General features: G+C 66.9%; 23 protein-coding genes and 1 tRNA gene. 16 read left to right on the top strand and 8 right to left on the bottom strand.

Going from position 1 to position 23,299, the window contains the following annotated elements; genetic code table 11:
- Positions 1 to 9: 9 nt before the first annotated feature.
- Together K5K93_RS09000 and K5K93_RS08995 are read left to right on the top strand one after the other, a co-directional pair.
- Entirely contained in the window at positions 10 to 330 is a 321-nt protein-coding gene (locus K5K93_RS09000; RefSeq protein WP_025877970.1) for an NAD(P) transhydrogenase subunit alpha, read from the top strand.
- Complete coding sequence (locus K5K93_RS08995) at positions 327 to 1,787, top strand: NAD(P)(+) transhydrogenase (Re/Si-specific) subunit beta (RefSeq protein ID WP_222390624.1); 1,461 nt, start codon at positions 327 to 329, stop codon at positions 1,785 to 1,787. Before K5K93_RS09000 ends, K5K93_RS08995 begins: the two co-directional genes overlap by 4 nt.
- 94 nt (positions 1,788 to 1,881) lie before the next feature.
- Here the strand turns inward: K5K93_RS08995 and K5K93_RS08990 are convergent, their stop codons facing one another.
- Positions 1,882 to 2,301 (bottom strand): hypothetical protein, encoded by a 420-nt coding sequence (locus K5K93_RS08990; protein ID WP_025877973.1) that lies wholly within the window; start codon positions 2,299 to 2,301, stop codon positions 1,882 to 1,884.
- A 121-nt stretch (positions 2,302 to 2,422) separates the two neighbouring features.
- On the opposite strand from K5K93_RS08990, the gene sufT reads away from it, so the two are divergent.
- The 3 genes from sufT (at position 2,423) to K5K93_RS08975 (ending at position 6,378) form a co-directional block, all read left to right on the top strand.
- Positions 2,423 to 2,974, top strand: coding sequence for a putative Fe-S cluster assembly protein SufT (sufT, locus tag K5K93_RS08985; protein ID WP_025877975.1), 552 nt, complete (start codon positions 2,423 to 2,425; stop codon positions 2,972 to 2,974).
- Positions 2,975 to 3,033: 59 nt separating this feature from the next.
- The gene (locus K5K93_RS08980) at positions 3,034 to 4,128 is read left to right on the top strand and encodes a branched-chain amino acid aminotransferase (RefSeq protein ID WP_222390622.1); all 1,095 of its coding nucleotides are present in this window, start codon (positions 3,034 to 3,036) and stop codon (positions 4,126 to 4,128) included.
- Between the two features lie 510 nt (positions 4,129 to 4,638).
- The gene (locus K5K93_RS08975; protein ID WP_222390619.1) at positions 4,639 to 6,378 is read left to right on the top strand and encodes a S8 family peptidase; all 1,740 of its coding nucleotides are present in this window, start codon (positions 4,639 to 4,641) and stop codon (positions 6,376 to 6,378) included.
- 223 nt (positions 6,379 to 6,601) lie between these two features.
- On the opposite strand, the gene K5K93_RS08970 is transcribed toward K5K93_RS08975, so the two are convergent.
- The 3 genes from K5K93_RS08970 to wrbA all read right to left on the bottom strand — a co-directional run bounded on the left by K5K93_RS08970 (position 6,602) and on the right by wrbA (position 8,092).
- Positions 6,602 to 7,087 carry an asparaginase domain-containing protein gene (locus K5K93_RS08970; RefSeq protein ID WP_033830416.1) on the bottom strand — a complete coding sequence of 162 codons (486 nt, stop codon included), beginning with the start codon at positions 7,085 to 7,087 and terminating at the stop codon, positions 6,602 to 6,604.
- Positions 7,088 to 7,166: 79 nt separating this feature from the next.
- Positions 7,167 to 7,502: a DUF2069 domain-containing protein gene (locus K5K93_RS08965; RefSeq protein WP_222390615.1), complete on the bottom strand. Its 336-nt coding sequence runs from the start codon at positions 7,500 to 7,502 to the stop codon at positions 7,167 to 7,169.
- The gene (wrbA, locus tag K5K93_RS08960) at positions 7,499 to 8,092 is read right to left on the bottom strand and encodes an NAD(P)H:quinone oxidoreductase (RefSeq protein ID WP_093818977.1); all 594 of its coding nucleotides are present in this window, start codon (positions 8,090 to 8,092) and stop codon (positions 7,499 to 7,501) included. Before wrbA ends, K5K93_RS08965 begins: the two co-directional genes overlap by 4 nt.
- 77 nt (positions 8,093 to 8,169) lie before the next feature.
- Here wrbA and K5K93_RS08955 point away from each other — a divergent pair, with 77 nt between their 5' ends.
- Positions 8,170 to 9,444 carry a YihY family inner membrane protein gene (locus K5K93_RS08955; protein ID WP_032977469.1) on the top strand — a complete coding sequence of 425 codons (1,275 nt, stop codon included), beginning with the start codon at positions 8,170 to 8,172 and terminating at the stop codon, positions 9,442 to 9,444.
- Positions 9,441 to 10,004: a TlpA disulfide reductase family protein gene (locus K5K93_RS08950; RefSeq protein ID WP_222390612.1), complete on the top strand. Its 564-nt coding sequence runs from the start codon at positions 9,441 to 9,443 to the stop codon at positions 10,002 to 10,004. The genes K5K93_RS08955 and K5K93_RS08950 overlap by 4 nt, the downstream gene beginning before the upstream one ends.
- 605 nt (positions 10,005 to 10,609) lie before the next feature.
- Here the strand turns inward: K5K93_RS08950 and ppk2 are convergent.
- From ppk2 to hemA, 4 genes are read right to left on the bottom strand one after another with little or no spacing between them, the layout of a single operon-like run.
- A complete protein-coding gene (gene ppk2, locus K5K93_RS08945) occupies positions 10,610 to 11,392 on the bottom strand; it encodes a polyphosphate kinase 2 (protein ID WP_222391028.1) in 783 nt (260 codons plus the stop codon).
- 46 nt (positions 11,393 to 11,438) lie between these two features.
- A complete protein-coding gene (locus K5K93_RS08940) occupies positions 11,439 to 13,145 on the bottom strand; it encodes a tetratricopeptide repeat protein (RefSeq protein ID WP_222390609.1) in 1,707 nt (568 codons plus the stop codon).
- Positions 13,146 to 13,150: 5 nt separating this feature from the next.
- Positions 13,151 to 14,233 (bottom strand): peptide chain release factor 1, encoded by a 1,083-nt coding sequence (prfA, locus tag K5K93_RS08935; protein WP_132825879.1) that lies wholly within the window; start codon positions 14,231 to 14,233, stop codon positions 13,151 to 13,153.
- Positions 14,211 to 15,494, bottom strand: coding sequence for a glutamyl-tRNA reductase (gene hemA, locus K5K93_RS08930; RefSeq protein ID WP_222390606.1), 1,284 nt, complete (start codon positions 15,492 to 15,494; stop codon positions 14,211 to 14,213). The genes prfA and hemA overlap by 23 nt, the downstream gene beginning before the upstream one ends.
- Before the next feature lie 63 nt (positions 15,495 to 15,557).
- On the opposite strand from hemA, the gene K5K93_RS08925 reads away from it, so the two are divergent.
- The 9 genes from K5K93_RS08925 to ychF all read left to right on the top strand — a co-directional run bounded on the left by K5K93_RS08925 (position 15,558) and on the right by ychF (position 23,118).
- On the top strand, positions 15,558 to 17,243 hold the full coding sequence (locus K5K93_RS08925) for a tetratricopeptide repeat protein (RefSeq protein ID WP_222390603.1): 1,686 nt from the start codon (positions 15,558 to 15,560) through the stop codon (positions 17,241 to 17,243).
- On the top strand, positions 17,240 to 17,899 hold the full coding sequence (gene lolB, locus K5K93_RS08920) for a lipoprotein insertase outer membrane protein LolB (protein WP_222390600.1): 660 nt from the start codon (positions 17,240 to 17,242) through the stop codon (positions 17,897 to 17,899). The genes K5K93_RS08925 and lolB overlap by 4 nt, the downstream gene beginning before the upstream one ends.
- A complete protein-coding gene (gene ispE, locus K5K93_RS08915; RefSeq protein ID WP_222390598.1) occupies positions 17,896 to 18,765 on the top strand; it encodes a 4-(cytidine 5'-diphospho)-2-C-methyl-D-erythritol kinase in 870 nt (289 codons plus the stop codon). The genes lolB and ispE overlap by 4 nt, the downstream gene beginning before the upstream one ends.
- Positions 18,766 to 18,776: 11 nt before the next feature.
- A tRNA-Gln gene (locus tag K5K93_RS08910) sits at positions 18,777 to 18,853 on the top strand.
- Positions 18,854 to 18,991: 138 nt separating this feature from the next.
- Entirely contained in the window at positions 18,992 to 19,951 is a 960-nt protein-coding gene (locus K5K93_RS08905) for a ribose-phosphate diphosphokinase (protein ID WP_025879147.1), read from the top strand.
- 107 nt (positions 19,952 to 20,058) lie between these two features.
- On the top strand, positions 20,059 to 20,676 hold the full coding sequence (locus K5K93_RS08900; protein ID WP_222390596.1) for a 50S ribosomal protein L25/general stress protein Ctc: 618 nt from the start codon (positions 20,059 to 20,061) through the stop codon (positions 20,674 to 20,676).
- Between the two features lie 50 nt (positions 20,677 to 20,726).
- Positions 20,727 to 21,305: an aminoacyl-tRNA hydrolase gene (pth, locus tag K5K93_RS08895; RefSeq protein ID WP_222390594.1), complete on the top strand. Its 579-nt coding sequence runs from the start codon at positions 20,727 to 20,729 to the stop codon at positions 21,303 to 21,305.
- Between the two features lie 41 nt (positions 21,306 to 21,346).
- On the top strand, positions 21,347 to 21,928 hold the full coding sequence (locus K5K93_RS08890) for a DMP19 family protein (RefSeq protein ID WP_261311953.1): 582 nt from the start codon (positions 21,347 to 21,349) through the stop codon (positions 21,926 to 21,928).
- A gap of 98 nt (positions 21,929 to 22,026) precedes the next feature.
- Positions 22,027 to 23,118, top strand: coding sequence for a redox-regulated ATPase YchF (gene ychF, locus K5K93_RS08885; RefSeq protein WP_093818988.1), 1,092 nt, complete (start codon positions 22,027 to 22,029; stop codon positions 23,116 to 23,118).
- The last annotated feature ends 181 nt before the right edge of the window (positions 23,119 to 23,299 follow it).

Raw genomic sequence — 23,299 nt, 5'->3', positions numbered from 1 at the left:
GCGTTGCCGGTGAGTGACGGGTTCGTGGCGCTGTACATCTTCATGCTGGCCGCCATTGCCGGCCACGTGATCATTTCCCGGGTCCCGGTGATCCTGCATACCCCGTTGATGTCGGGCTCCAACTTCATCCATGGCATCGTGCTGATCGGCGCGATGGTGGTGCTGGGGCACGCACAGACGCCGTTGGAGAAGGTGCTGGGGTTCCTTGCCGTGGTGCTCGGTGCCGGCAATGCCGCCGGCGGCTATGTGGTCACCGCGCGCATGCTGGAAATGTTCAAGCCGAGCGTGCGCAAGGCCGGCAACGATGAACCGAAGGAGCCGCAGGCTTGAACATCAGCACCGTCGAACTGCTCGATTGGCTGGTCAAGGCCAGCTACCTGGTTGCCGCCACCCTGTTCCTGCTCGGCCTGCAGCGCATGGCCTCGCCGATGACCGCAAGCAGCGGTATCCGCTGGGCGGGGCTGGGCATGCTGCTGGCCACGGTGGCGACCTTCTTCCTGCCCGAACTGCACAACGTGCCGCTGATCCTGGTGGCGCTGCTGCTGGGTGCCGGCCTGGCGTGGTGGTCGGCGGGCAAGGTCGCCGTCACCGACATGCCGCAGATGGTCGCGCTGTACAACGGCATGGGCGGTGGTTCAGCGGCGGCCATCGGTGCGGTGGAACTGCTGCGCTACGCCTTCCTGGCCAATCGTGATACCACCCACTGGAGTGCGCAGGCGCTGGCCGACCTGGCCGCGCGGCAGCCGTCCGGCACGGTGCTGGTGCTGGCGGTGGTGGGCGCGGCGATCGGTGCGGTGTCGCTGTCCGGCTCGGTGATCGCCTGGGCCAAACTCGATGGTCGCCTCGACAAGCGCGTGACCTGGCCGGGCCAGCAGGTGATGAACCTGCTGGTGGCGCTGGCCGTGGTGGTGCTGGGCATCCTCGCCGCCAGCACGCTCAGCACCTGGGCGATCGTCGCCTTCTTCATGCTGGCACTGGCGCTGGGCGTGTTGATGACGTTGCCGATCGGTGGCGCCGACATGCCGGTGGTGATCTCGCTGTACAACGCGTTCACCGGCCTGGCGGTGTCGTTCGAAGGCTACGTGCTGGGCAACGAGGCGCTGATCATCGCCGGCATGATGGTCGGCGCAGCGGGCATCCTGCTGACCCGGTTGATGGCCAAGGCGATGAACCGGCCGATCCGCAACGTGCTGTTCTCCAACTTCGGTGGTGGCGCCGGTGGTGAGGCGCGGGCGATTTCCGGTTCGCAGAAGCCCATCGAAGCGGCCGACGTGGCGGCGATGATGGGCTTTGCCGAACGCGTGGTGATCGTGCCCGGCTATGGCATGGCCGTGGCCCAGGCCCAGCACAAGATCTGGGAGCTGGCGCAGCGGCTGATCACGCGCGGGGTGAAGGTCAAGTTCGCCATCCACCCGGTGGCCGGGCGCATGCCCGGGCACATGAACGTGCTGCTGGCCGAAGCGGGGGTGCCGTACGACCTGATCGCGGACATGGACGACATCAATCCCGAGTTCGCCACTACCGACGTGGTGCTGGTGATCGGCGCCAACGACGTGGTCAACCCGGTGGCGCGCACCGATCCGGCCAGTCCGATCTACGGCATGCCGGTACTGGACGTGGTCAATGCCCGTAACGTGGTGGTGATCAAGCGCGGCAAGGGCACCGGCTTTGCCGGTATCGAGAATGCGCTGTTCTATGCCGACAACACCCGCATGCTGTACGGCGATGGGGCCGAGGCAGCGGCGTCGCTGGTCAGCGAGCTGAAGGCGCTCGACGGCGGGCATTGATGCAGTACGGTAGCGCCGGGCCATGCCCGGCGGCGTTGCGTGCAGACCGCTGCGCTCGCCGGGCATGGCCCGGCGCTACCCGCGTCCGGCGCGCTCAGCGCGCCAGCCAGGCGCCTACGGCGACACCCACCGCCAGCCACAGCCATTCGACCACGCCATTGGCCAGGGTGATCAGCGTCCAGGCCAGGTGCGGGCCCATCCGCAGCGAGGCGTCCCAGGGGTTCAGGCCCATCGAGCCGCCCATCCAGGCACTGGCGATGGCCCAGTTCGAGATCGCGGCTACCAGCAGCGTGCCCAGCACGACCAGGGCGATGCGCAGCTTGCCGGGACCGAGTGTGCCCAGACGCAGCATGAATACCAGTTCCAGGGCGGTCAGTACCGCCATCCAGCCGACCGGACGGCCGGTGAACAGGGCGATCAGCATCCAGGCGAGGGGGGCGGTGGCCAGCGCCAGCAACAACATGAAGGGCCAGAGCCAGGTAACGGTCCTGGCGCGTGCGGCATTGGAGGACATCGAAGCTCCTGAAGGTCGCCCACAGGATACTGTGGTTTGCCGCAGTGCACCGGCGAGGGCGGGGCGCCTACGCTAGAATGACCGCTTGCGTGGCTTATGCCGCAGCCCCATATCGGTCCCCATGTATTCCCGTAGCAGCGAACCTGTCCACTTCGAACGCGATTGCGAGGCCGTGATGGTCCCGCAGGGCGACACCGTGACCCTGCCCGCCGGCAGCTATGGGTACATCACCCAGGCGCTGGGCGGCAGTTATTCGGTGTTCGTCGAGGGCAATCTGTTCCGGATCGCCGGCAAGGATGGCGATGCCATCGGCAAGGAAGCGCCGGCACCGCTGGAACTGCCCGACGATGCCAGCGACGAGCAGGTCGAACAGTTGGTCTGGCAGCAGCTGCGCACCTGTTTCGACCCCGAAATTCCGGTCAACATCGTCGAACTGGGTCTGGTCTACGAGGTGGAGATCAAGCACCTCGACGAGGGGCAGCGCGAGATCGACGTGAAGATGACCCTGACCGCGCCTGCGTGCGGCATGGGCGACATCCTGGTCGACGACGTGCGCAGCAAGCTTGAAATGATCCCGACGGTGGCCGAGGCCGACGTCGAGCTGGTCTTCGACCCGCCGTGGAACCAGCACATGATGTCCGAGGCCGCCCGGCTCGAAACCGGCATGCTTTGACCCACGGCCCGCAGTGACGCGGGCCCGGCATTACCCGCAACCAGAACAGGAAATCTCCGGTGTCCCAGTCCATTCCCAGCTTCGCCGTCACCCGTTCGGACCACCCGCGCAGCGCTGAAGAGCGCGCCCAGATCCTGGAAAAGCCGGGCTTCGGCCTGCACTTCACCGACCACATGGTGGAAGTGCGTTGGGACAAGGATGCCGGCTGGCACAACGCCAGCGTGCGCGCCTACGGTCCGTTGCAGCTGGACCCGGCCGCGGCCGTGCTGCACTACGGCCAGGAGATCTTCGAAGGCATCAAGGCCTACCGGCATGCCGATGGTTCGATCTGGACCTTCCGCCCCGATGCCAACGGCCGTCGCCTGCAGCGTTCGGCGCAGCGCCTGGCGCTGCCGGAACTGCCGGTGGAGATCTTCGTCGAATCGCTGAAGCAGCTGATCGCCGTCGACAGCGCCTGGGTGCCGTCGGCCGATGAGTCGAGCCTGTATTTCCGTCCGTTCATGATCGGCGATGAAGCGTTCCTTGGCGTGCGTGGCGCGCACAAGGCCGGCTACTACGTCATCGCCAGCCCGGCCGGCCCGTACTTCGCCAAGGGCGTCGCCCCGGTGTCGATCTGGCTGTCCACCGAGTACGCGCGTGCGGCCAAGGGCGGTACCGGTGCGGCCAAGTGCGGTGGCAACTACGCCGCGTCGCTGTTGCCGCAGCAGAAGGCGCAGGCGCAGGGCTGCTCGCAGGTGCTGTTCCTGGACCCGGTCGAGGGCAAGTACCTGGAAGAACTGGGCGGCATGAACGTGTTCCTGGTCTACAAGGACGGCACGCTGGTCACGCCGGAACTGTCCGGCAGCATCCTCGAGGGCATCACCCGCGAGAGCATCCTGCAGCTGGCCCGCGACCGCGGCATGAAGGTCGAAGAGCGCAAGGTCACCATCGATGAGTGGAAGCAGGGAGTGGCCTCCGGCGAGATCGCCGAAGTGTTCGCCTGCGGTACCGCTGCGGTGGTCACCCCGATCGGCCAGCTCAAGGGCGAAGGCTTCTCGGTGGGCGACATCAATGCGCCGGCCGGCGAAGTGACCATGTCGCTGCGCAAGGAACTGACCGACATCCAGTACGGTCGCCTGCCGGACCGCCACGGCTGGCTGGTCAAGCTGGGCTGATCGCCTGCGCGAACGCGTAGCACCGGGTCATGCCCGGTGACTTTTCGGAAAGCCCGTCCCCGCGACGGGCTTTCTGCGTTTCAGGCGTACGTCCGCCGGGCATGGCCCGGCGCTGCCAGGATCAACGGCTCCCCCCTGCGCGCAGCGATGCCCGGCGAATGTACCCGTACCACGGTAGCGCCGGGCCATGCCCGGCGGCTGTTCGCCGATGTCGGCAAAGACATCGAAAGACAGGACATTCCGCAGTCAGGTACGTGCAGCTGACGCGAAAGTTCCTTCACCTTCACAAACCCTCGACCCGGAAAGTCTCAGATCCAACATTTCATCTTGCTGAAAAGACGCTGAAAATCTTGTGGTGTCCGGTTTGAGCCACTAGCGTCATCAACACAGCGGATGGGCAGGGGAATCCGCTGGCTCGCCGGACCCGAACCTCGCCATCGCAAGCCAGCCCATGGTTCGGGCCGGTGCTTCTGCCGATTCCGGCATTCCTACCATTAGAAGGGAAATCCGATGTCCCAGGTAACGCAACCGCGTGTGCGTCGTGTGTGGGTGGTCCTTGGTGCGTCCGTCCTGTCATCGCTGCTGCTGGCCACGCCTGCGCTGGCCGGTGATGTCCAGCTCAGCGGCCTGCAGTCCGCGCAGACCCACCAGCGCTTCATCGTCAAGTATCGCGACGGCAGTGCGCCGGTGGCCAACACCACCGCGCTGGCCTCTTCGCTGAAGACGGCTGCTGCCGGCATCGCCAGCAGCCAGGGCCGCGCGCTGGGCCTGCAGCAGGTCCGCAGGCTTGCGGTCGGTTCCACCGTGGTCAGGACCGACCGTGCGCTGGACCAGGCCGAATCCGAGCTGCTGATGCGCAAGCTGGCCGCCGACCCGAACGTGGAATACGTCGAAGTCGACCAGATCATGCGCCCGACGCTGACCCCCAACGACACCCGCTTCAGCGAGCAATGGGGCTTCGGTACGTCCAACGCCTCGATCAACGTGCGCCCGGCCTGGGACAAGGCCACCGGCACCGGTGTGGTCGTGGCCGTGATCGATACCGGCATCACCAACCATGCCGACCTCAACGCCAACATCCTGCCCGGCTATGACTTCATCAGCGACGCGGCGATGGCGCGCGATGGCGGTGGCCGTGACAGCAATCCCAACGACGAGGGCGACTGGTACGGCGCCAACGAGTGCGGCTCGGGCATTCCGGCCTCCAACTCCAGCTGGCACGGCACCCACGTGGCCGGCACGGTCGCCGCAGTGACCAACAACAGTACCGGCGTGGCCGGTACCGCCTTCAACGCCAAGGTCGTGCCGGTGCGCGTGCTCGGCAAGTGCGGCGGCTACACCTCCGACATCGCCGACGCGATCGTCTGGGCCTCCGGTGGCACGGTGAGCGGTGTGCCGGCCAATGCCAACCCGGCCGAGGTCATCAACATGTCGCTGGGCGGCGGCGGCAGCTGCTCGACCACTTACCAGAACGCGATCAACGGCGCGGTCGGCCGCGGCACCACCGTGGTGGTCGCTGCCGGCAACAGCAACACCAACGTCTCCAGCGCGGTCCCGGCCAACTGCCCGAACGTGATCGCCGTGGCGGCCACCACCTCGGCGGGTGCGCGTGCCAGCTTCTCCAACTACGGCACCGGCATCGACATCTCCGCACCGGGCCAGAGCATCCTGTCCACCCTCAACAGCGGCACCACCACCCCGGGCAGCGCCAGCTATGCGTCCTACAACGGCACCTCGATGGCGGCACCGCACGTGGCGGGCGTGGTTGCACTGATGCAGTCGGTGGCACCGAGCCCGCTCAGCCCGGCGCAGGTGGAAAGCATCATCAAGAGCACCGCGCGCCCGCTGCCGGGTGCGTGCTCGGGTGGTTGCGGCGCCGGCATCATCGACGCCGATGCCGCGGTGACTGCCGCGATCAACGGCACCACGCCCAACCCGGGCGGCACCGTGCTGCAGAACAATGTGCCGGTCACCGGCCTCGGCGCAGCCAGCGGCGCGTCGCTCAGCTATACCGTCAACGTCCCGGCTGGCAGCGCGCAGCTGCGCGTGGCGATCAGCGGCGGCAGCGGTGATGCCGATCTTTACCTGCGCCAGGGCAGTGCCCCGACCGACACCGTCTACACCTGCCGCCCGTACCTGAGCGGCAACAACGAGACCTGCACCGTCAACAGCCCCGCCGCCGGTACCTGGTACGTGCGGGTGAAGGCCTACAGCACCTTCTCGGGCGTGACCGTCAACGCCCAGTACTGAGCCCAAGCCCCTCTCCATGGGCACGCCCCGGCCTCGGCCGGGGTGTTTTTTTTGGGGGGACGGCGAAGCGGAGAAAGCAATGTGCAGCAGTGCATTTGCTCTTGCTCTGCCCTTGACCTTGCTGGCCGCGCGCGACGATCTGTCAGGAGGGAGGGGATCACCCCCTCAACCCAGCAGCAACCAAAACGCTGAACCCATCCGCGCGACAGCGCGCCTTAATCCCTCAAACCGACTCGAACCGGTTCGCCGCCACGTTCTTGCGCACATGCTGCGGGTCGAAGATCCGGCCGTTCATCGCGATGAACACCCCCGCCGGCAGCGACTGCACCGCACCGATCGCACAGCCGATGTTGAACTCCGCATCCGAACCACGGAAACGTGCCGGGCTCAGCGCACCGGTCATCACGATGGTCTTGTCCGGGATCGTCGCCAGCACCTTGCCGGTCTGCACCATCGAATCGGTGCCGTGGGTCACCAGCACGTGGCGGGTGGGCTGGGCGGCGATCGTCGCGCGGATCAGCTCACGATCGTCGTCGTTGATGTGCAGCGAATCCTTGCGCAGGATCGGGATCACGTTGAAACGGAACGTGACCCCCAGTTCGCGCAGGATCATGCCGATCTGCGGGTCGCCGATCTGGTAGTCCGACTTGTCGTCGAAATAGATCTTGTCGATCGTGCCACCGGTGGTGACGACCAGGAGCTCTTCCATCATGTGCATGCGCGAAACCAAGGCAGGTACAGCGGCGCGGGGCCGGGAACGCAGATGATACGGCCCACCGGGCGCAGCGTCAGCGCCGCCGCCCGAAACGGGCGCGCAGGCCGGGCAGGCTGGCCGTAAAGATCACCAACAGCGCCAGCCCGATTTCGATCAGTGCCAGCCAGCGGGTCTCGGGATGGCTCCAGGCGCTCATTACGCCGTGGCTGAACCAGCCCAGCGCAAGCACGGCGGCCCAGAAGCCGGCCTTGCGCCAGCCCAGCCGCAGGGCGATGGCCAGCGCCAGCGGCGGCGCAGTGAACACCAGCTGGGTGGCCAGCCAGTGCCTGTCGTTGATGAACCAGCCGGCAAACAGCGCTGCCAGCCCCATCAGGGCCAGCAGCAGCACGGTGCGCGGCGCGGTGCTCATCGTGCCAGCCGCTGCGCGATGTCGGCCACGCGCCGGCCCAGCGCCCGCGCCAGCACCGCCTCATCGTCGGTCGGTTGCGGGTCGTCGGCGGCGCCGGCCACGTGGCTGGCGCCATACGGCGTACCGCCACTGGTGGTATGGCTCAGCGCCGGCTCGGTGAACGGAATGCCGACGATCAGGCAGCCATGGTGCAGCAGCGGTACCTGCATCGACAGCAGGGTCGACTCCTGGCCGCCATGCATCGACGCGGTGGACGTGAACACCCCGGCCGGCTTGCCTGCCAGCGTGCCGTTCACCCATTCGGCGCCGAGGCCGTCAAGGAAATGCTTGACCGGCGCGGCCATGTTGCCGAAACGGGTGGGGCTGCCCAGCAGCAGTCCCTGGCACTCCACCAGGTCCTGCACGCTCACATACGGCGCGCCATCGTCGGGTACCGGCGGCTGCGCGGTCTGGGTGACGGCGGCCACCGGTGGCACCGTGCGCAGCCGCGCCGCCATGCCCGGGACCTCGCCGATGCCCCGCGCGATCTGGCGCGCCAGCCGTGCCACCGAACCGCCGCGGCTGTAGTACAGCACCAGGATTTCGCCCATCGCGCCCAGCTCTCCTCATCGTGTGGACGCCAGTATGGCTATCCTGCACCGATTCCGCATCGGGTACCCTTGCGCCGATGGAACCTTTGGATACGCTCAATTTATGGATGGAGCGCGCGCGGGATCGCGCACGCGCCGCCAGCTTCGGCCGCTTCCTGTGGCGCCGCTTCCTCGACGACCGCCTGTTCCAGGCCGCCGCCGCGCTGGCCTACACCACGGTGTTCGCGCTGGTGCCGTTGGCGATCGTGGTATTTGGCGTGCTCTCGGCCTTCCCGGTGTTCGATCGCTGGAGCGACCAGCTCAGCGACTATGTCTTCTCCAACTTCGTACCCAATGCCGCGCGCGCCGCAGAAGGCTATCTGCGGCAGTTCTCGGCCAGCGCCGGCCAGCTCACTGCCGCCGGCTTCATCGCCCTGGTCATCTCGCTGCTGATCACCCTCAACAGTGTTGAAGAGACCTTCAACCAGATCTGGCGCGTCGGCAGCAGTCGGCCGCGGTTGACCCGCTTCCTGGTCTACTGGACGGTGCTGACCCTGGGCGCGATGCTCGCCGCTGCCTCGCTGGCGGTGTCTGCGCGGGTGTTCGCGATGCCGTTGTTCGGCACGCAGGAAGGGCGCTGGCTGGCGGATCTCGCGCTGCGGCTGGCGCCGATCCTGATCGAATTCGTCTGCATCACCCTGATGTTCCGGGTGGTGCCACACCACACCGTGAAGTGGCGCCATGCGGTTCCGGGCGCGATTCTCGCCGCGGTGATCCTGGAGCTGGTGAAGTGGGGCATCGGCGCCTACCTGGGCAGCTTCCAGTCCTACCAGAAGCTGTATGGCACGGTGGCCTTCGTACCGATCCTGCTGCTGTGGATCTACCTGTGCTGGGTGGCCGTGCTGCTGGGCGCGTCGTTGGCGTCGTCGATGGCGGCTTTCCGCTACCAGCCGGTGGAACTGCGCCTGCCGCAGGGCTACGAGTTCTATGGCCTGCTGCGCCTGCTCGGGCGCTTCCAGCATGCACGCGCCAAGGGCAGGGGCCTGGCCGACGACGAGATCCTGCGGCTGGAACCGATGCTGACCGACTCGCTGCTGCAGGACCTGGCCTGCCACCTGGAGGGCATCGGCCTGCTGCGCCGCGATGAGCGCGGCGAGTGGCTGCTGGCCCGCGACCTGGACCAGGTCAGCCTGGGCGATCTGTACGAATGCACGCAGCTGCGCATTCCGGTGGCCGAACAACACCTGCCTTACCGCGATGACAGCCTCGGCCGGGCCGCTTTGGCCGCACTGGATGAACTGCGCCTGCCGCTGCGCGAACGCCTCAAGCGTCGCGTCAGCGACATCTACCCTGATTCTGGAGATGCCCCATGACCTGCAAGACCCCGTTGCTGCTGGCTGCGCTGCTGGCCCTGGCCGCCTGCAAACCCGCGCAGGAGCCGACCCCGGCCAGCAGCCAGCCGCCGGCACAGGCACCGACCCCGGCCGCGCCGGCGCCGGTGGAGGACACGCCTGCCGAGCGCGTTACTGCCGAGTTCCCGACGCTGAAGATGAAGGCGGTCGATGGCAGCGATTACGACCTGGCCGCGCATCGTGGCAAGTGGGTGGTGGTGAATTTCTGGGCGACCTGGTGCGCGCCCTGCCGCAAGGAAATGCCCGAGCTGTCGGCGTTGCATGCCATGCGCAGCAACATCGAAGTGGTTGGCCTGGCCTACGAGGACATCGAGACGCCGGAGATGCAGGCGTTCCTGACCAAGCATCCGGTGACCTACCCGATCGTGATCGTCGATCCGTTCGACCCACCGGCCGACTTCGCCACCCCGCGTGGCCTGCCGCTGACCCATCTGATCGACCCGCAGGGCAAGCTGGCCCACAGCTTCCTGGGCCCGGTCACCGCCGCCGACATCGAACAGCAGATCGCTGCTGACAAATAAGGGAGGGGCAGGGCTGCGCCCTGCACCCACCGAAGCGGTAGTGCCGGCCGCTGGCCGGCAACCTCGACAGCAACAACAACAGCCGAAGCAACAGCAACAGCCGAAGCAACAGCAGAAGCAGGTTTCCTGTGGGGAGGCGGGGTGGGTCCGGTTGCGGGGGACGCCGTAAATACGTCCCTGTAGGCTCGGTCGCGCCATCCATGGCGCTCACGCCCCCGCAACCGGACCCACCCCGCCTTCGACAATTCTCCGCAAGCTGCGGGAATGACATGGCCTGCTCTTGGTGGGTGTCGACCTTGGTCGACACGTAGATCCACGCCATGCGTGGATGCTCTTCGTTCAATTGCCGAAATATTCGATTTCGATGGACATACATCCACGCATGGCGTGAATCCATCAGCTACCGGAAATCTGTCGAAGGTGGGGCGGTGTCGGATTGCGGGGTGTCAGCCGCATGGATGCGGCTGCCAAGCCTACAAGGACGTACTTGCGGCGTCCCCGCAGTCCGACACCGCCCCGCCAACCCACGCAATGCAGCTTTTGACGTTGCTTTGGCTGTTGCCTGAAAGCAGCGGGTGCAGGGCCGCAGGCCCTGCCGACCAACCCTATTCTTCGACCGGAAAATCCTCGATCGGCTTCAGCACGTCGTAGTGCTCGCGATGCAGCTTGCCCTTCAGTTCCGGCAGCTCCGGCAAGGGCACATCCACCCGTGTGTCCGGCAGCCGGTCCAGCAGATTGCGGACCAGGGTCAGGCGACCCAGCCGCTGGTCGTTGAAATCCACCAGCGTCCACGGCGCACCGTCGCGATGGGTCGCGCGCAGCATCGCCTCGCGCGCTTCGGTGTACGCGCTGTACTTGCTGCGCGACTTCAGGTCCACCGGCGACAGCTTCCACCCCTTCAACGGATCAAGATGGCGTTCGGCGAAACGCTTCTCCTGCTGCTCCTGGTCCACGCACAGCCAGTACTTGAACAGCAGGATGCCGTCATCCACCAGCAGCTGTTCGAATACAGGTGCCTGATGCAGGAACTGCTGGTACTCGGTCTCGCTGCAGTAGCCCATCACCCATTCCACGCCCGCGCGGTTGTACCAGCTGCGGTCCATCAGCACGATCTCGCCGGCGGCCGGCAGATGCGTGGCGTAGCGCTGGAAATACCATTGCGTGGCTTCGCGGTCGGTGGGCTTGGGCAATGCCACCACCCTGCATTGGCGTGGATTGAGGTGCTGGCTGATGGCCTGGATCGCACCGCCCTTGCCGGCGGTATCACGTCCTTCGAACAGCACCAGCAGGCGTTGCCCGCTGTGCTGCACCCAGCGTGCCATCGCCGTCAGTTCCAGCTGCAGCGGTTGCAGCAGCTCGTCGTATTCCTTGCGCTTGAGCTTGGCCATCGTCATGCCACGCGGGAGGGAAGCCCGAGCGTAGCGCAGGGCGATGTCAGGGCGTGTTGACACCCTGCCAGCCCTGTTCGCGGGCCAGCTGCTGAAGCAGTGCGGACAGATCGCGCGCGAAGGCCGTCATGTCGAACAGGCCGCTGCGCTCGCGTGCCTGCGCCAGTTCGGCACGCAGGGCAGCCAGCGCGGCCGGGTCGTTGCCGAGTGCACTGGCGGTGGCGACGAAGGCCGCATCGTCGGCGACGTTCATGTGCTCCAGCCCCAGATGATGGTTGAGGCTGCCGGCCACGCGCGCGGCGAAGGTAGCGCCGGGGCAGGTCAGCACCGGGCAGCCGGCCCACAGTGCATCCGATGCGGTGGTGTGCGCGTTGTACGGGTTCGTATCCAGGAACAGGTCGGCCAGCTGATAGCGGGCCAGATACTGCGGATGCGGCAGCTTGGCCATGAACACCAGGCGCGCCGGATCCAGTCCTGCAGCCTTGGCGGCGGCACGCAGCCGTGCATCGGCCTGGCCGGGGCCGGACAGCAGCCACAGCACGCTGCCAGGTACTGCCTGCAGTACCGCGAACGCGCGGCCCATGCTGCGCGGGTTGAGTTTGTAACTGTTGTTGAAGCAGCAGAACACCGTGCCCTGCGCGGGCAGCCCACACGCCACGCGGTCCGGCGCCGGTTCCAGCACGCGGGTGTTGTCGGAGGGCTGGAACGCGCGCGGCAGGCGCAGCACGCGTTCGCTGTAGTGCGGTTCCAGCGAGGACGGCAGCGCGACGTCGTCAGCGATCACTGCATCCAGCCACGATGCACCGGAGGTGCCGGGGTAGGCCAGCCAGTTCAACTGCAGCGGGGCAGGGCGCATCGCCAGTACTTCCGGCGTGCCGCCACCGCCCCAGCCGCGCAGGTCCAGCAGCAGGTCGATGCCCTGTGCACGGATGCGCGCGGCCGTATCGGCGTGGCGCAATCCCACCACGTCATGCAGCCGGGTGGCGGCCTGCAGGCGTTGGCGGATGCGGCTGCCATCGTCCGCGTTGAGCGCGAACAGATGCAGTTGCAGGGCCGGGTCGCGGCTCATCTGCTCCAGCAGCGCCACCGTCAGCAATCCGGTGGGATGGGCGCCGAAGCCGTTGGAAAGGAAGCCCACGCGAAGTGGGCCTCGTTCGCGCACCTTCGCCGGCGGCAGTGGCCGCACCGATGCCGCCACCGCGGCGGCGCGTGCACGCGCGCAGGCCAGCTGTTCGGCCGCGCTGGCGTCTTCGCTGAGAAACGCGAAGGGTTCCACTACGCCCCGGCCGGACACCAGTGCACCGCGCACCTGATCGGCCAGCGCATCCACGTCCTGCCAATCGCACAGGCGACGCTGCCAGGCGAGGCGCTGTGCGGCGATATACGGCTCATCGGGCATCAGTGCATGTGCGCGGCGATAGGCCGCTGATGCACCTTCGGCATCGTTGGCATCTTCCAGCGCGTGCCCCAGCCACAACGCGATGCCCGGGTGCTCCGGTGCCAGCGCCGAGGCCTGGCCCAGCAGCGTAGCGGCATCGGCATGCGCTCCCGCCATCCACGCCACCCGGCCGAGCCGGGCAAGCGCTTCAGGATGATTGGGCCGCAGCTGCAGCGCGCGTCGCGCGGCCTGCTCACCGGCCGCGATATCGCCGGCTTCCAGTTCCAGGTCGGCCAGCATCACCCAGGCGACGAAGTCGCCGGGCTGGCGCGTGATCGCCTGCTGCAGTTGCTGCCGCTGCTGCCAGGCGGACATGCTGGTCAGCCCGCCGAAAGCTGGGCCAGGGCGTCGACCTGGTGCTCGTGGCTCAATCGCTGCAGCAGCGGATCGAGATCGCCGGCCAGTACGTTGGGCAGGTCGTACAGGGTCAGCCCTTCCACGCGGTGGTCGGTGATCCGGCCCTGCGGGAAGTTGTAGGTGCGGATGCGCTGGCTGCGGTCGCCGCTGCCAACCTGCAGGCGCCGTGATTCGGCCTGCGCCGCGTCGTGGCGCTGGCGCTCGGCATCCAGCAGCTGCGCCTTCAGGCGTTTCATCGCCTTGTCCCGGTTGGCGTGCTGGCTGCGTTCGGTCTGGCATTCCACCACCACGCCGCTGGGCACGTGGGTGATGCGGATCGCCGATTCGGTCTTGTTCACGTGCTGGCCGCCGGCGCCGGAGGAGCGGTAGGTATCAATCCTCAGGTCAGCCGGGTTGATGACGATCTCATCGACTTCGTCGGCTTCCGGGATGATCGCCACGGTGGCCGCCGAGGTGTGGATGCGGCCCTGCGATTCGGTGGCCGGCACGCGCTGCACGCGGTGGGTGCCCGATTCGAACTTCAGGCGCGAGAACGCGCCACGGCCGACTACGCGCGCCACCACTTCCTTGTAACCGCCATGTTCGCCGGGGTTGTCCGACTCGATCTCGACCTTCCAGCCCTGTCGCTCGGCGTAGCGGGCATACATGCGGAACAGGTCGCCAGCGAAGATCGCCGCCTCGTCGCCGCCGGTGCCGGCGCGCACTTCCAGGAACAGGTTGCCTTCATCGCGCGGGTCGCGCGGCACCAGCAGCAGTGCCAGCTCCTGCTCCAGGTCCTGCAGGCGGGCCTGGGCGGCAGCGATTTCCTCGTCGGCCAGTTCGCGCAGGTCCGGATCGGCACGCATGCTTTCGGCCGCCGCCAGGTCGGCCTTGGCACGCGCTTCATCGGCCAGCGCGGTGGCGATCGGTTCGAGCTGGGAAAACTCACGCGAAAGATCGCGGAAGCGCGCGTTGTTGGCGACCACCTCCGGTTCGGCGAGCAGACGTTCCAGTTCTTCGCGGCGCTCGGCCAGCGCTTCCAACTTACGGCGCAGGGTCGGCGTCATCGGTTCTCACAGGTGGGTGGTGGTAACCCGGCGCAGCCGGGAACAGGCGCTCGGCAGCGCGGGTCAGGTCGGCGTCGCCGCTGAGCGCGGCCGCGCGCAGGGCGGCGGTCGGCGGGTGCAGCAGGCGGTTGGTCAATCCGTGGGCAAGCAGTTCCAGCACTTCGTCGGCCGGCTTGCCGTTGGCCAGCTGCTGGCGCGCGCGCTCCAGCAGTTCGGCACGGGTGGCCTCGCCGAAAGCGCGCAGCTGCCGCAGCGGTGCCTGGTGGGCACTGGCCTGCAGGGTTTCGACGAAGCGCGAGACCTGCAGGTCGATGATGGTCTCCGCTTCGGCGGCCGCCTCGCGGCGGCTGCGGCGGTTGTCTTCCACCGCGCGCTCGAGGTCGTCCACGGTGTACAGGAACGCATCGTCGAGACTGGCAACGTCGGCCTCGATGTCGCGCGGCACGGCCAGGTCGAACAGCAGCATCGGCTTGTGCCGGCGTGCGCGCAGGGCGTTGGCCACTGCAGCACGGTGGATCACCGGTTCGCGGGCGGCGGTGGCCGAGAACACTACATCGGCCTCGGCCAGGTGACGCTCCAGTTCGGTCAGCGGCAGCGCCACACCGCCATGGCGGCTTGCCAGTTCCTGCGCATGGGCGAGGGTGCGGTTGGCGATCAGCAGCCGCCGCACCTTGCCTTCGCTGAGGTGGCGTGCGGCCAGTTCGATGGTCTCGCCCGCGCCGACCAGCAGCACGGTGGAATCGTCCAGGCGGGCAAAGGCGTTCTGTGCCAGGCGCACCGCCGCCGAGGCCACCGACACAGGGTTGGCCCCGACCTGGGTGTCGGTCCGCGCGCGCTTGGCCACCGAAAACGTCTGCTGGAACAGCCGGTCCAGGCGCTGGCCGAGCAGGCCGTGGTCGCGCGCGGTCGACCAGGCGTCCTTCACCTGGCCCAGGATCTGCGGCTCACCCAGCACCATCGAATCCAGCCCTGTCGCCACCCGGAACAGATGGCGAACGGCATCGGCATCGGCGTGCTGGTACAGGTAGCCCTGCAGGTCGCCGGCCTGGTTCTGCAGCCACTGGTCCAACGCCTGCGCGGACTCGGCCACGGCATACAGCTCGGTGCGGTTGCAGGTGGACAGCAGTACCGCCTCGGCGATCTGCGGGGTATCGCGCAGCGAACCGAGCGCGCGCGGCAACGCGTCACCGGCGAAGGCTGCGCGTTCGCGCAGTTCCACCGGTGCGGTCTGGTGATTCAGTCCGAGCACCCACAGGGTCATTGTTCAGTTGCTTGCGATAAGCTGCTGGCCATTGGACGACATTTTAAGGCCCCGATGCCGACGATGCCCGCATTGATTCGCATCCCCAGTGTTCTGCTGCTGTCCCTGGCCTGTGCGCAGGCCCTGGCGGCGGTGCCCGCCAAGGCCCCTGCACGGCCTGCGGTGACTGAGGAACTGGCGCTGGAGCCGGTACTGGCCGGCGAGTTCGCCCTGCAGGCGGGCAAGCTGGCCGAGGCCGCGCGCTGGTACCTGCAGGCCGCCCAGCAGACCGACGGCGACGCCGGCCTGGCCGAGCGGGCGACCCGCATCGCCATGCTGGCCAACGAGGATGATGCTGCGGCAAAGGGCCTGGCCCTGTGGCAGCAACGTGCGCCGCGCTCATTGGCGATGCGCAGCGCCGCCGGTGCGCTGGCGATGCGCCAAGGCGATGTGAAGGCTGCGCGCAGCGAGCTTCAGGCCTTGTTGCAGGACCCGGGGGATGAGGGCTGGAAGTTCGCCCTGGGCGCCTTGATCGGCGGTGGCCGCGATCCGGCCGTGCCGGCCCAGGTGCTGGGCGAGCTGGTCGATGCCAACGCCATTCCCCAGAAGATCGAGGCCTGGCAGGAGTTTGGACGCCTTGCGCTGCGCATGGAGAAGCCCGAGCTGGCACGGCGCATGATCGATGAGGTGGTCAAGCGCTTCCCCGAGGAGCCACGCGTGGCGTTGCTGCGCGCCAGCCAGCTGCAGCAGGCCGGCCAGACCGACCAGGCGCTGTCGCTGCTGCATGGGGTGGAGCCGAAGACCCGTCAGGACCCGGAGCTGCGCAACGCGGTGGCCATCGCCTATGACAGCCTCGGCCAGCCGGCAGCGGCCGAGCGCGTGCTGGCGGTCGGTCCCCAGGATGTGCAGACGTGGGGCATGCGCGCTTCGCTGCTGGCCAAGCAGGGCGACAAGGCCGCGCTGTCCAATCTGTACAACGAACTGTCGCGGCAGGCGGCCAAGCCGGACCCGGCGCAGCGCCTGTTGCTGGGCAAGATCGCCGAGTACCTCAAGCGCTACCCGGAGGCGGTCAACTGGTATCACAGCGTGCCTGGCGGCGATGAGCTGAATGAAGCGCGCCTGCGTGCGGCCAATGCGCAGGGGCTGGCCGGCCGGCAGTCGCTGGCGCTGGATGAGGTGCATGCCATCCAGTCCGATGCCGGGGTGGATGACGATGTGCGGCGCGATGCGTATCTGCTGGAAGCCGAGCTGCGCCAGCGCGCCGATGACCTTCCCGGCGAGATCGATGCACTGGCCCGTGGCCTGGCTGCGTATCCGGACGAGAACGGCCTGTTGTACGCCCGTGCGCTGGCCTGGGAGCGTCGCGACGACATCGCCCGCGCCGAGGCCGACCTGCGCAAGATCCTGGTGACCGAGCCGGAGAACGTACCGGCACTGAACGCACTGGGCTACACCCTGGCCGACCGTACTGGCCGTTACCAGGAAGCGCTCGAGCTGATCGACCGCGCACGCGTGGCCGAACCGGACAACGCCGCCATCGTCGACAGTTATGGCTGGGTGCTGTATCGCCTGGGGCGCAACGCCGACGCGCTGGTACAGCTGCGCCGCGCCTGGACGCTGGCCAAGGACCCGGAAATCGCCGCCCACGTGGGCGAGGTGCTGTGGGTGCTGGGCAAGCACGATGAAGCCCGTCACTTCTTCGAGGAAGCGGCCAGGCTCGACCCTGAGAACCGCGCGCTGCTGCGCGCCCGCGAGAAATTCAACCCATGAGTGTTTCCATGATCCGGCCCCTGCTGCTGGTGGCCGCGACCCTGGCCCTGAGTGCCTGCACCACCGTTGGCCGGCAGACGACGCCGGCGCCAGCCGTTGTCACCACCGTTTCGGCCGAAGCGGCCGCCGCCGAGGCCGCGCGCGTGGACGCGCTGCGAGCGGCGTCGGAGTGGAATTTCCAGGGCCGGGTAGCGGTCAGCAAGGGCAAGGATGGTGGCAGCGGCCGCATCGACTGGAAGCAGGAAGGCCAACGGTATGTGGTTGAACTGAGCGCGCCGGTCACCCGCCAGAGCTGGAAACTGAGCGGTGATACCCATCATGAAGCCGGACGCCTGGAAGGGCTGGCCGGTGGTCCGCGCGAGGGTGAAGACGCGCAGGCCCTGCTGCTGGAGGCCACCGGCTGGGATATCCCGGTCAACCAGCTGCCCGACTGGGTACGCGGTCTGGTCGCTGGGGGCAGCGGCGGGCCGGAAAAGATCGATCGTGATGCAGATGGCCGCCCACGGCGGCTCCAGCAGATGGGCTGGGTGATCCAGTATCTGGACTGGTACCCGGCCGAAGCCGGGCGTCCGGCCCTGCCGCGCAGGGTCGAGGCAGTCAATGGCGACGCCAAGGTGCGCCTGCTGGTCGACCAGTGGGGGCAGGGTGCGCCATGAACGCGTCGGTGGATGACGCGGGCTGGTCCTGGTGGCCCGCCCCGGCCAAGCTGAACCTGTTCCTGCATATCACCGGCCGTCGTGCCGACGGTTACCACGAGCTGCAGACCGTGTTCCGCCTGCTCGACTGGGGTGACCGTATCGGCCTGCACCTGCGTGAAGACGGCCAGGTGCGGCGGCAGGGCGAGGGCCTGGCCGGCGTCGCCGAGGCGGATGACCTGGCGGTGCGTGCAGCGCTGCTGCTGAAAGAAGCGGCAAATGTCGAGCAAGGTGCCGACATCATCGTCGAAAAGCATGTTCCCGCAGGCGGTGGTTTCGGCGGTGGGTCGTCCGATGCGGCCACCGTGCTGGTGGCGCTGAACCGGCTCTGGGGCGCGGGGCTGGACGGCAACGCGCTGGCGGCGCTGGGCTTGCGCCTCGGCGCCGATGTGCCGGTATTCGTGCGTGGCCACAACGCCTGGGCCGAGGGGGTGGGCGAGCGGCTGCAGCCGATCACCCTGCCGCAGGCCTGGTATGTGGTGGTCGATCCGGGCGTTCATGTGCCGACCCCCGTCCTGTTCGCTGATCCGGATTTGACGCGCGACAGTCCACAGGCGAAAATAGAGGACTTCGCTTCCGGCACGCTGGTCGGGAACGTGTTCGAACCGGTGCTGCGCCGCCGTGAGCCTGCCGTCGAGGCGGTGCTTGCTGCGTTGAGCGACATCGGCACGGCACGGCTGACCGGTTCGGGAAGTGGTTGTTTCGTCGAGTTCGATTCGCAGGCTGCCGCCGAGCAGGGACGAGCGAAGTTGTCGAAGGAGTTGCGGGCAAGGGTGGCTGCGGGCGTTGCGCGTTCGCCACTGCTGGATGCACTCGAGCAACACTGATTCATCAATGCAGGGGCGTCGCCAAGAGGCCCAAGGCACCAGGTTTTGATCCTGGCATTCGGAGGTTCGAATCCTCCCGCCCCTGCCAATGCGGCTGCGTCCGCGCCTTCCAGCGCATCACCTGCGCGGGACGTGGGAACAGCCGCGGTGTTGTCAGCAGCAGGGGCCGAGGTGGTCCTTGCCGCTACCGGATCCCCGCCACTCGTCCCCGCCCGAGACAATCATGATGCAAGAGTCCCCGAACCTGCTGGTCTTTTCCGGCAACGCCAACAAACGTCTGGCGCAGAACATCTGCAAGGAACTGGGAGTGCGCCCGGGCAAGGCGCTGGTCTCGCACTTCTCCGATGGTGAAGTGCAGGTGGAGATCGAAGAGAACGTCCGCAAGCAGGACGTGTTCGTGATCCAGCCGACCTCGGCGCCGAGCGCGGAAAACCTGATGGAACTGCTGGTGCTGATCGACGCGCTCAAGCGCGCATCGGTGGCCAGCGTGACCGCCGTGGTGCCGTACTTCGGCTACTCGCGCCAGGATCGCCGCATGCGTTCCTCGCGCGTGCCGATCACTGCCAAGCTGGCGGCGAAGATGTTCAGCACCGCAGGCGCTGATCGCGTGCTGACCGTCGACCTGCACGCCGACCAGATCCAGGGTTTCTTCGATATTCCGGTCGACAACGTGTATGCCTCTCCGCTGCTGCTGGCCGACATCTGGCGCGCCTACGGCACCGAGAACCTGATCGTGGTGTCGCCGGACGTGGGCGGCGTGGTCCGCGCCCGTGCAGTGGCCAAGCGCCTGGATGACGCCGACCTGGCGATCATCGACAAGCGTCGTCCGCGCGCCAACGTCTCCACCGTGATGAACATCATCGGTGACGTCGAAGGCAAGACCTGCGTCATGGTCGATGACATCGTCGACACCGCCGGCACCCTGTGCGCCGCTGCTGCTGCCCTGAAGGCGCGCGGTGCGCTCAAGGTCGCCGCCTACTGCACCCACGCGGTGCTGTCGGGCCCGGCGGTGGACAACATCACCAACTCCCAGCTCGATGAGCTGGTGGTGACCGACACCATCCCGCTGAAGGACGCCGCGCGGGTGTGCAGCAAGATCCGCCAGCTGAGCGTGGCGGAAATGCTGGCCGAAACGATGCGCCGCATCGCCTTCGGCGAGTCGGTCAGCTCGCTGTACGTGGATTGATTTTTTCGTCCCCGCCGGCAACGGCAGGGACACACCGGGCGCTTCTGGTCGCGGAAGTGCCTTCAACCGCCAAGCCGCAAGGCAAGGCAACAACCGAGTAGTCGAAAATGTCGAAGACCCATGAAATCAAGGTCACCAAGCGTGAACTGCAGCGTAAGGGTGCGAGCCGCCGCCTGCGTCACGCTGGTGTGATCCCGGCGATCGTGTACGGCGGCAACGCCGAGCCGGTCGCCATCAGCCTGGACCACAACGAAATCTGGCTGGCCCAGCAGAACGAGTGGTTCTATGCCTCGATCCTGGACCTGAACCTGGACGGCCAGGTGCAGAAGGTGCTGCTGCGTGACATGCAGCGCCATCCGTACAAGCAGCTGATCATGCACCTGGACTTCCTGCGCGTGAACGAGAACGAGAAGCTGACCGCTTCGGTTCCGCTGCACTTCATCAACGAAGACGCCTCGTCGGCCGGCAAGGCTGCCGACGTCGTGGTCACCCACGAACTGAAGGAAGTGGCCATCAGCTGCCTGCCGAAGGACCTGCCGGAGTCGATCGAAGTCGACCTGGGCGAGCTGAAGGCTGGCGACGTGGTGTACCTGTCGGACATCAAGCTGCCGAAGGGCGTGGAAATTCCGGCGCTGGCGCTGGGCAAGGACCACGACGACGCCATCGTCACTGCCAAGCACGGCAAGCAGGACGCTGCCGACGCTGAAGAAGCAGCGGCCGAGTAATACCCCGCGGCGCCTGTCCTTCGGGGCAGGCGCCGTATCTGGATGGAACGATGGCAGGATTGCGACTGATCGTCGGTCTGGGCAACCCCGGATCGGAGCACGCCCGGACCCGGCACAATGCCGGGTTTCATTTCGTTGAGGCCCTGGCTGAAAAGGCCGGTGCGCGATGGAACGTGGACAGCAAGTTGTTTGGCGAGACCGCCAAGGTCGACATCGCTGGACAGACGGTGTGGCTGCTCAAGCCGGCCACCTTCATGAATCTCAGCGGCAAGTCGGTCACCGCCGCGCAGCGGTTCTGGAAGATCGAGCCGGAGGAAACCCTGCTGGCCCATGACGAACTGGACCTGGCGCCCGGCGTGGCGCGCTTGAAGTTCGACGGTGGCCACGGTGGCCAGAACGGCCTGCGTGACACCATCCGGTTGCTCGGCCACGGCAGGTTCCATCGCCTGCGCGTGGGCATCGGCCATCCCGGCCACAAGGACCGCGTGGTCGGCTGGGTGCTGGGACGTCCCTCCAAGGACGATGAAGTACTGATCTCGCGCGCCATCGACGATGCGATCGACGTGCTGCCGTTGGCGGTGCAGGGCGATTTCAGCGAAGCGATGAAGCGGCTGCACACCCCGCGCTGATCATGACCGACCCACGTACTCCCTGCACCGTGTGTGGCGCCATGATCCTGCTGGCTACGGCGGCCCGGAACGATGGGCTCTGCATGCCGTGCGGGAATGGCACGCGGCAAAGCATGGAAATGGCGCGGGAACGAGATCGGGAAATTCGTGAAGAGCGCAAGCGCTTCGAGGAGTCTGCAGAGGGGCGGTATTGGCATTGGTTGATCGAGCAGGTCCACGGTGGCGGGTGTGGATTTGCGGGATTGTCGGTACACGATCAGCGTTACTTTGCGATCAACGCGCTCATCAGTGATGTCTATCGGGGAGGGCTTGACGCCTATTTCCAGAATTCTGCTGGCGGCTACATCGCTGAAGCCCTTGCAGGGCTTGAGGAGATAGAGCAGCTTGACGTGCGCGACATCGTGCTGGCGGCCCAGAGGCTGCTGTTTGGCAATGAGGCCATGGAAGATCATCATGCGCAGAGACGCCCGCAGATCTATCGTGCTGATGGGTATCTCGGCGATGAACTCGAAACAGCACTTGATGCGCTGGATGGGCGATTCTATGCACTAGTTGATGACGGCCAGCTTGAAGAACTGCTGAAAGCGTACGCAGAACGTCACAGGTTGTACGCCGCGTTCTAACGCGGGCTACTGGAAGGACGATTGGGGATTGAGGGCATGCCCACAGGCGAGCCTTGAATCCCGAATCATCCACTTACACTCAAACCCGGATTGAACACATGGGTATCAAATGCGGCATCGTCGGCCTGCCCAACGTCGGCAAGTCGACCCTGTTCAACGCGCTGACCAAGGCGGGCATCGCCGCGGCGAACTTCCCGTTCTGCACCATCGAGCCCAACGTCGGCATCGTGCCGGTCCCGGATCCGCGCCTGAACGAGCTGGCGGCGATCATCAACCCGCAGAAGGTCATCCCGACCGCGGTCGAGTTCGTCGACATCGCCGGCCTGGTGGCCGGTGCGGCCAGCGGCGAAGGCCTGGGCAACAAGTTCCTCGCCCACATCCGCGAAGTGGATGCGATCACCCACGTGGTGCGCTGCTTCGAGAACGCTGACGTCATCCACGTCAACAACAAGGTCGACCCGATCTCGGACATCGACACCATCGACACCGAGCTGGCCCTGGCTGACCTGGACAGCGTGGAGAAGGCACTGAACCGCGCCGAGCGTGCGGCCAAGGGCGGTGACAAGGACGCAGCGGCACGCAAGCCGGTGCTGGCCAAGCTGCAGGCCGCGCTGGCCGATGGCAAGGCCGGCCGTTCGGCGGGCCTGGACGAGGAAGAGAAGGCGCTGGTGCGCGATCTGTTCCTGCTGACCCTCAAGCCGGTGATGTACATCGCCAACGTGCTGGAAGACGGTTTCGAGAACAACCCGCACCTGGACGCCGTGCGCGCCCGTGCCGCCGAAGAAGGCGCACAAGTGGTGCCGGTGTCGGCGGCGATCGAAGAAGAACTGTCGCAGCTGGATGACGAAGACCGCGATACCTTCCTGGCCGACCTCGGCCTGACCGAGCCGGGCCTGAACCGCGTGATCAACGCGGCCTACAGCCTGCTCGGCCTGCAGACCTACTTCACCGCAGGTGTAAAGGAAGTCCGGGCGTGGACCGTGCGCAAGGGCGCCACCGCGCCGCAGGCTGCCGCGGTCATCCACACCGACTTCGAGAAGGGCTTCATCCGCGCTGAAACCATCGCGTATGAGGACTTCATCAAGTACAAGGGCGAAGCCGGCGCCAAGGAAGCCGGTCGCCTGCGCCTGGAAGGCAAGGAATACCGCGTGCAGGAAGGTGACATCCTGCATTTCCGCTTCAACGTCTGATCGACGGCGCAGCGCAGTGATTGTCCACAGGACCCCGCAATGCGGGGTCTTGTTGTATCGGGCGCCTGTCAGAAGGGGGCGCACGAGCAGTGCCGCTGCGCGCTTCTGCTGCGGAAGCGCCAGCGCAGTGCTGCCGGTGACCGTGGACAGAAATTCACCACGCCTTGAAACGCTTGCCGTG

Origin of the sequence: Stenotrophomonas sp. DR822, assembly GCF_019793815.1 — a bacterium.
GTDB lineage: Bacteria > Pseudomonadota > Gammaproteobacteria > Xanthomonadales > Xanthomonadaceae > Stenotrophomonas > Stenotrophomonas indicatrix.
This window is presented reverse-complemented; position numbering and strand designations above follow the sequence as displayed.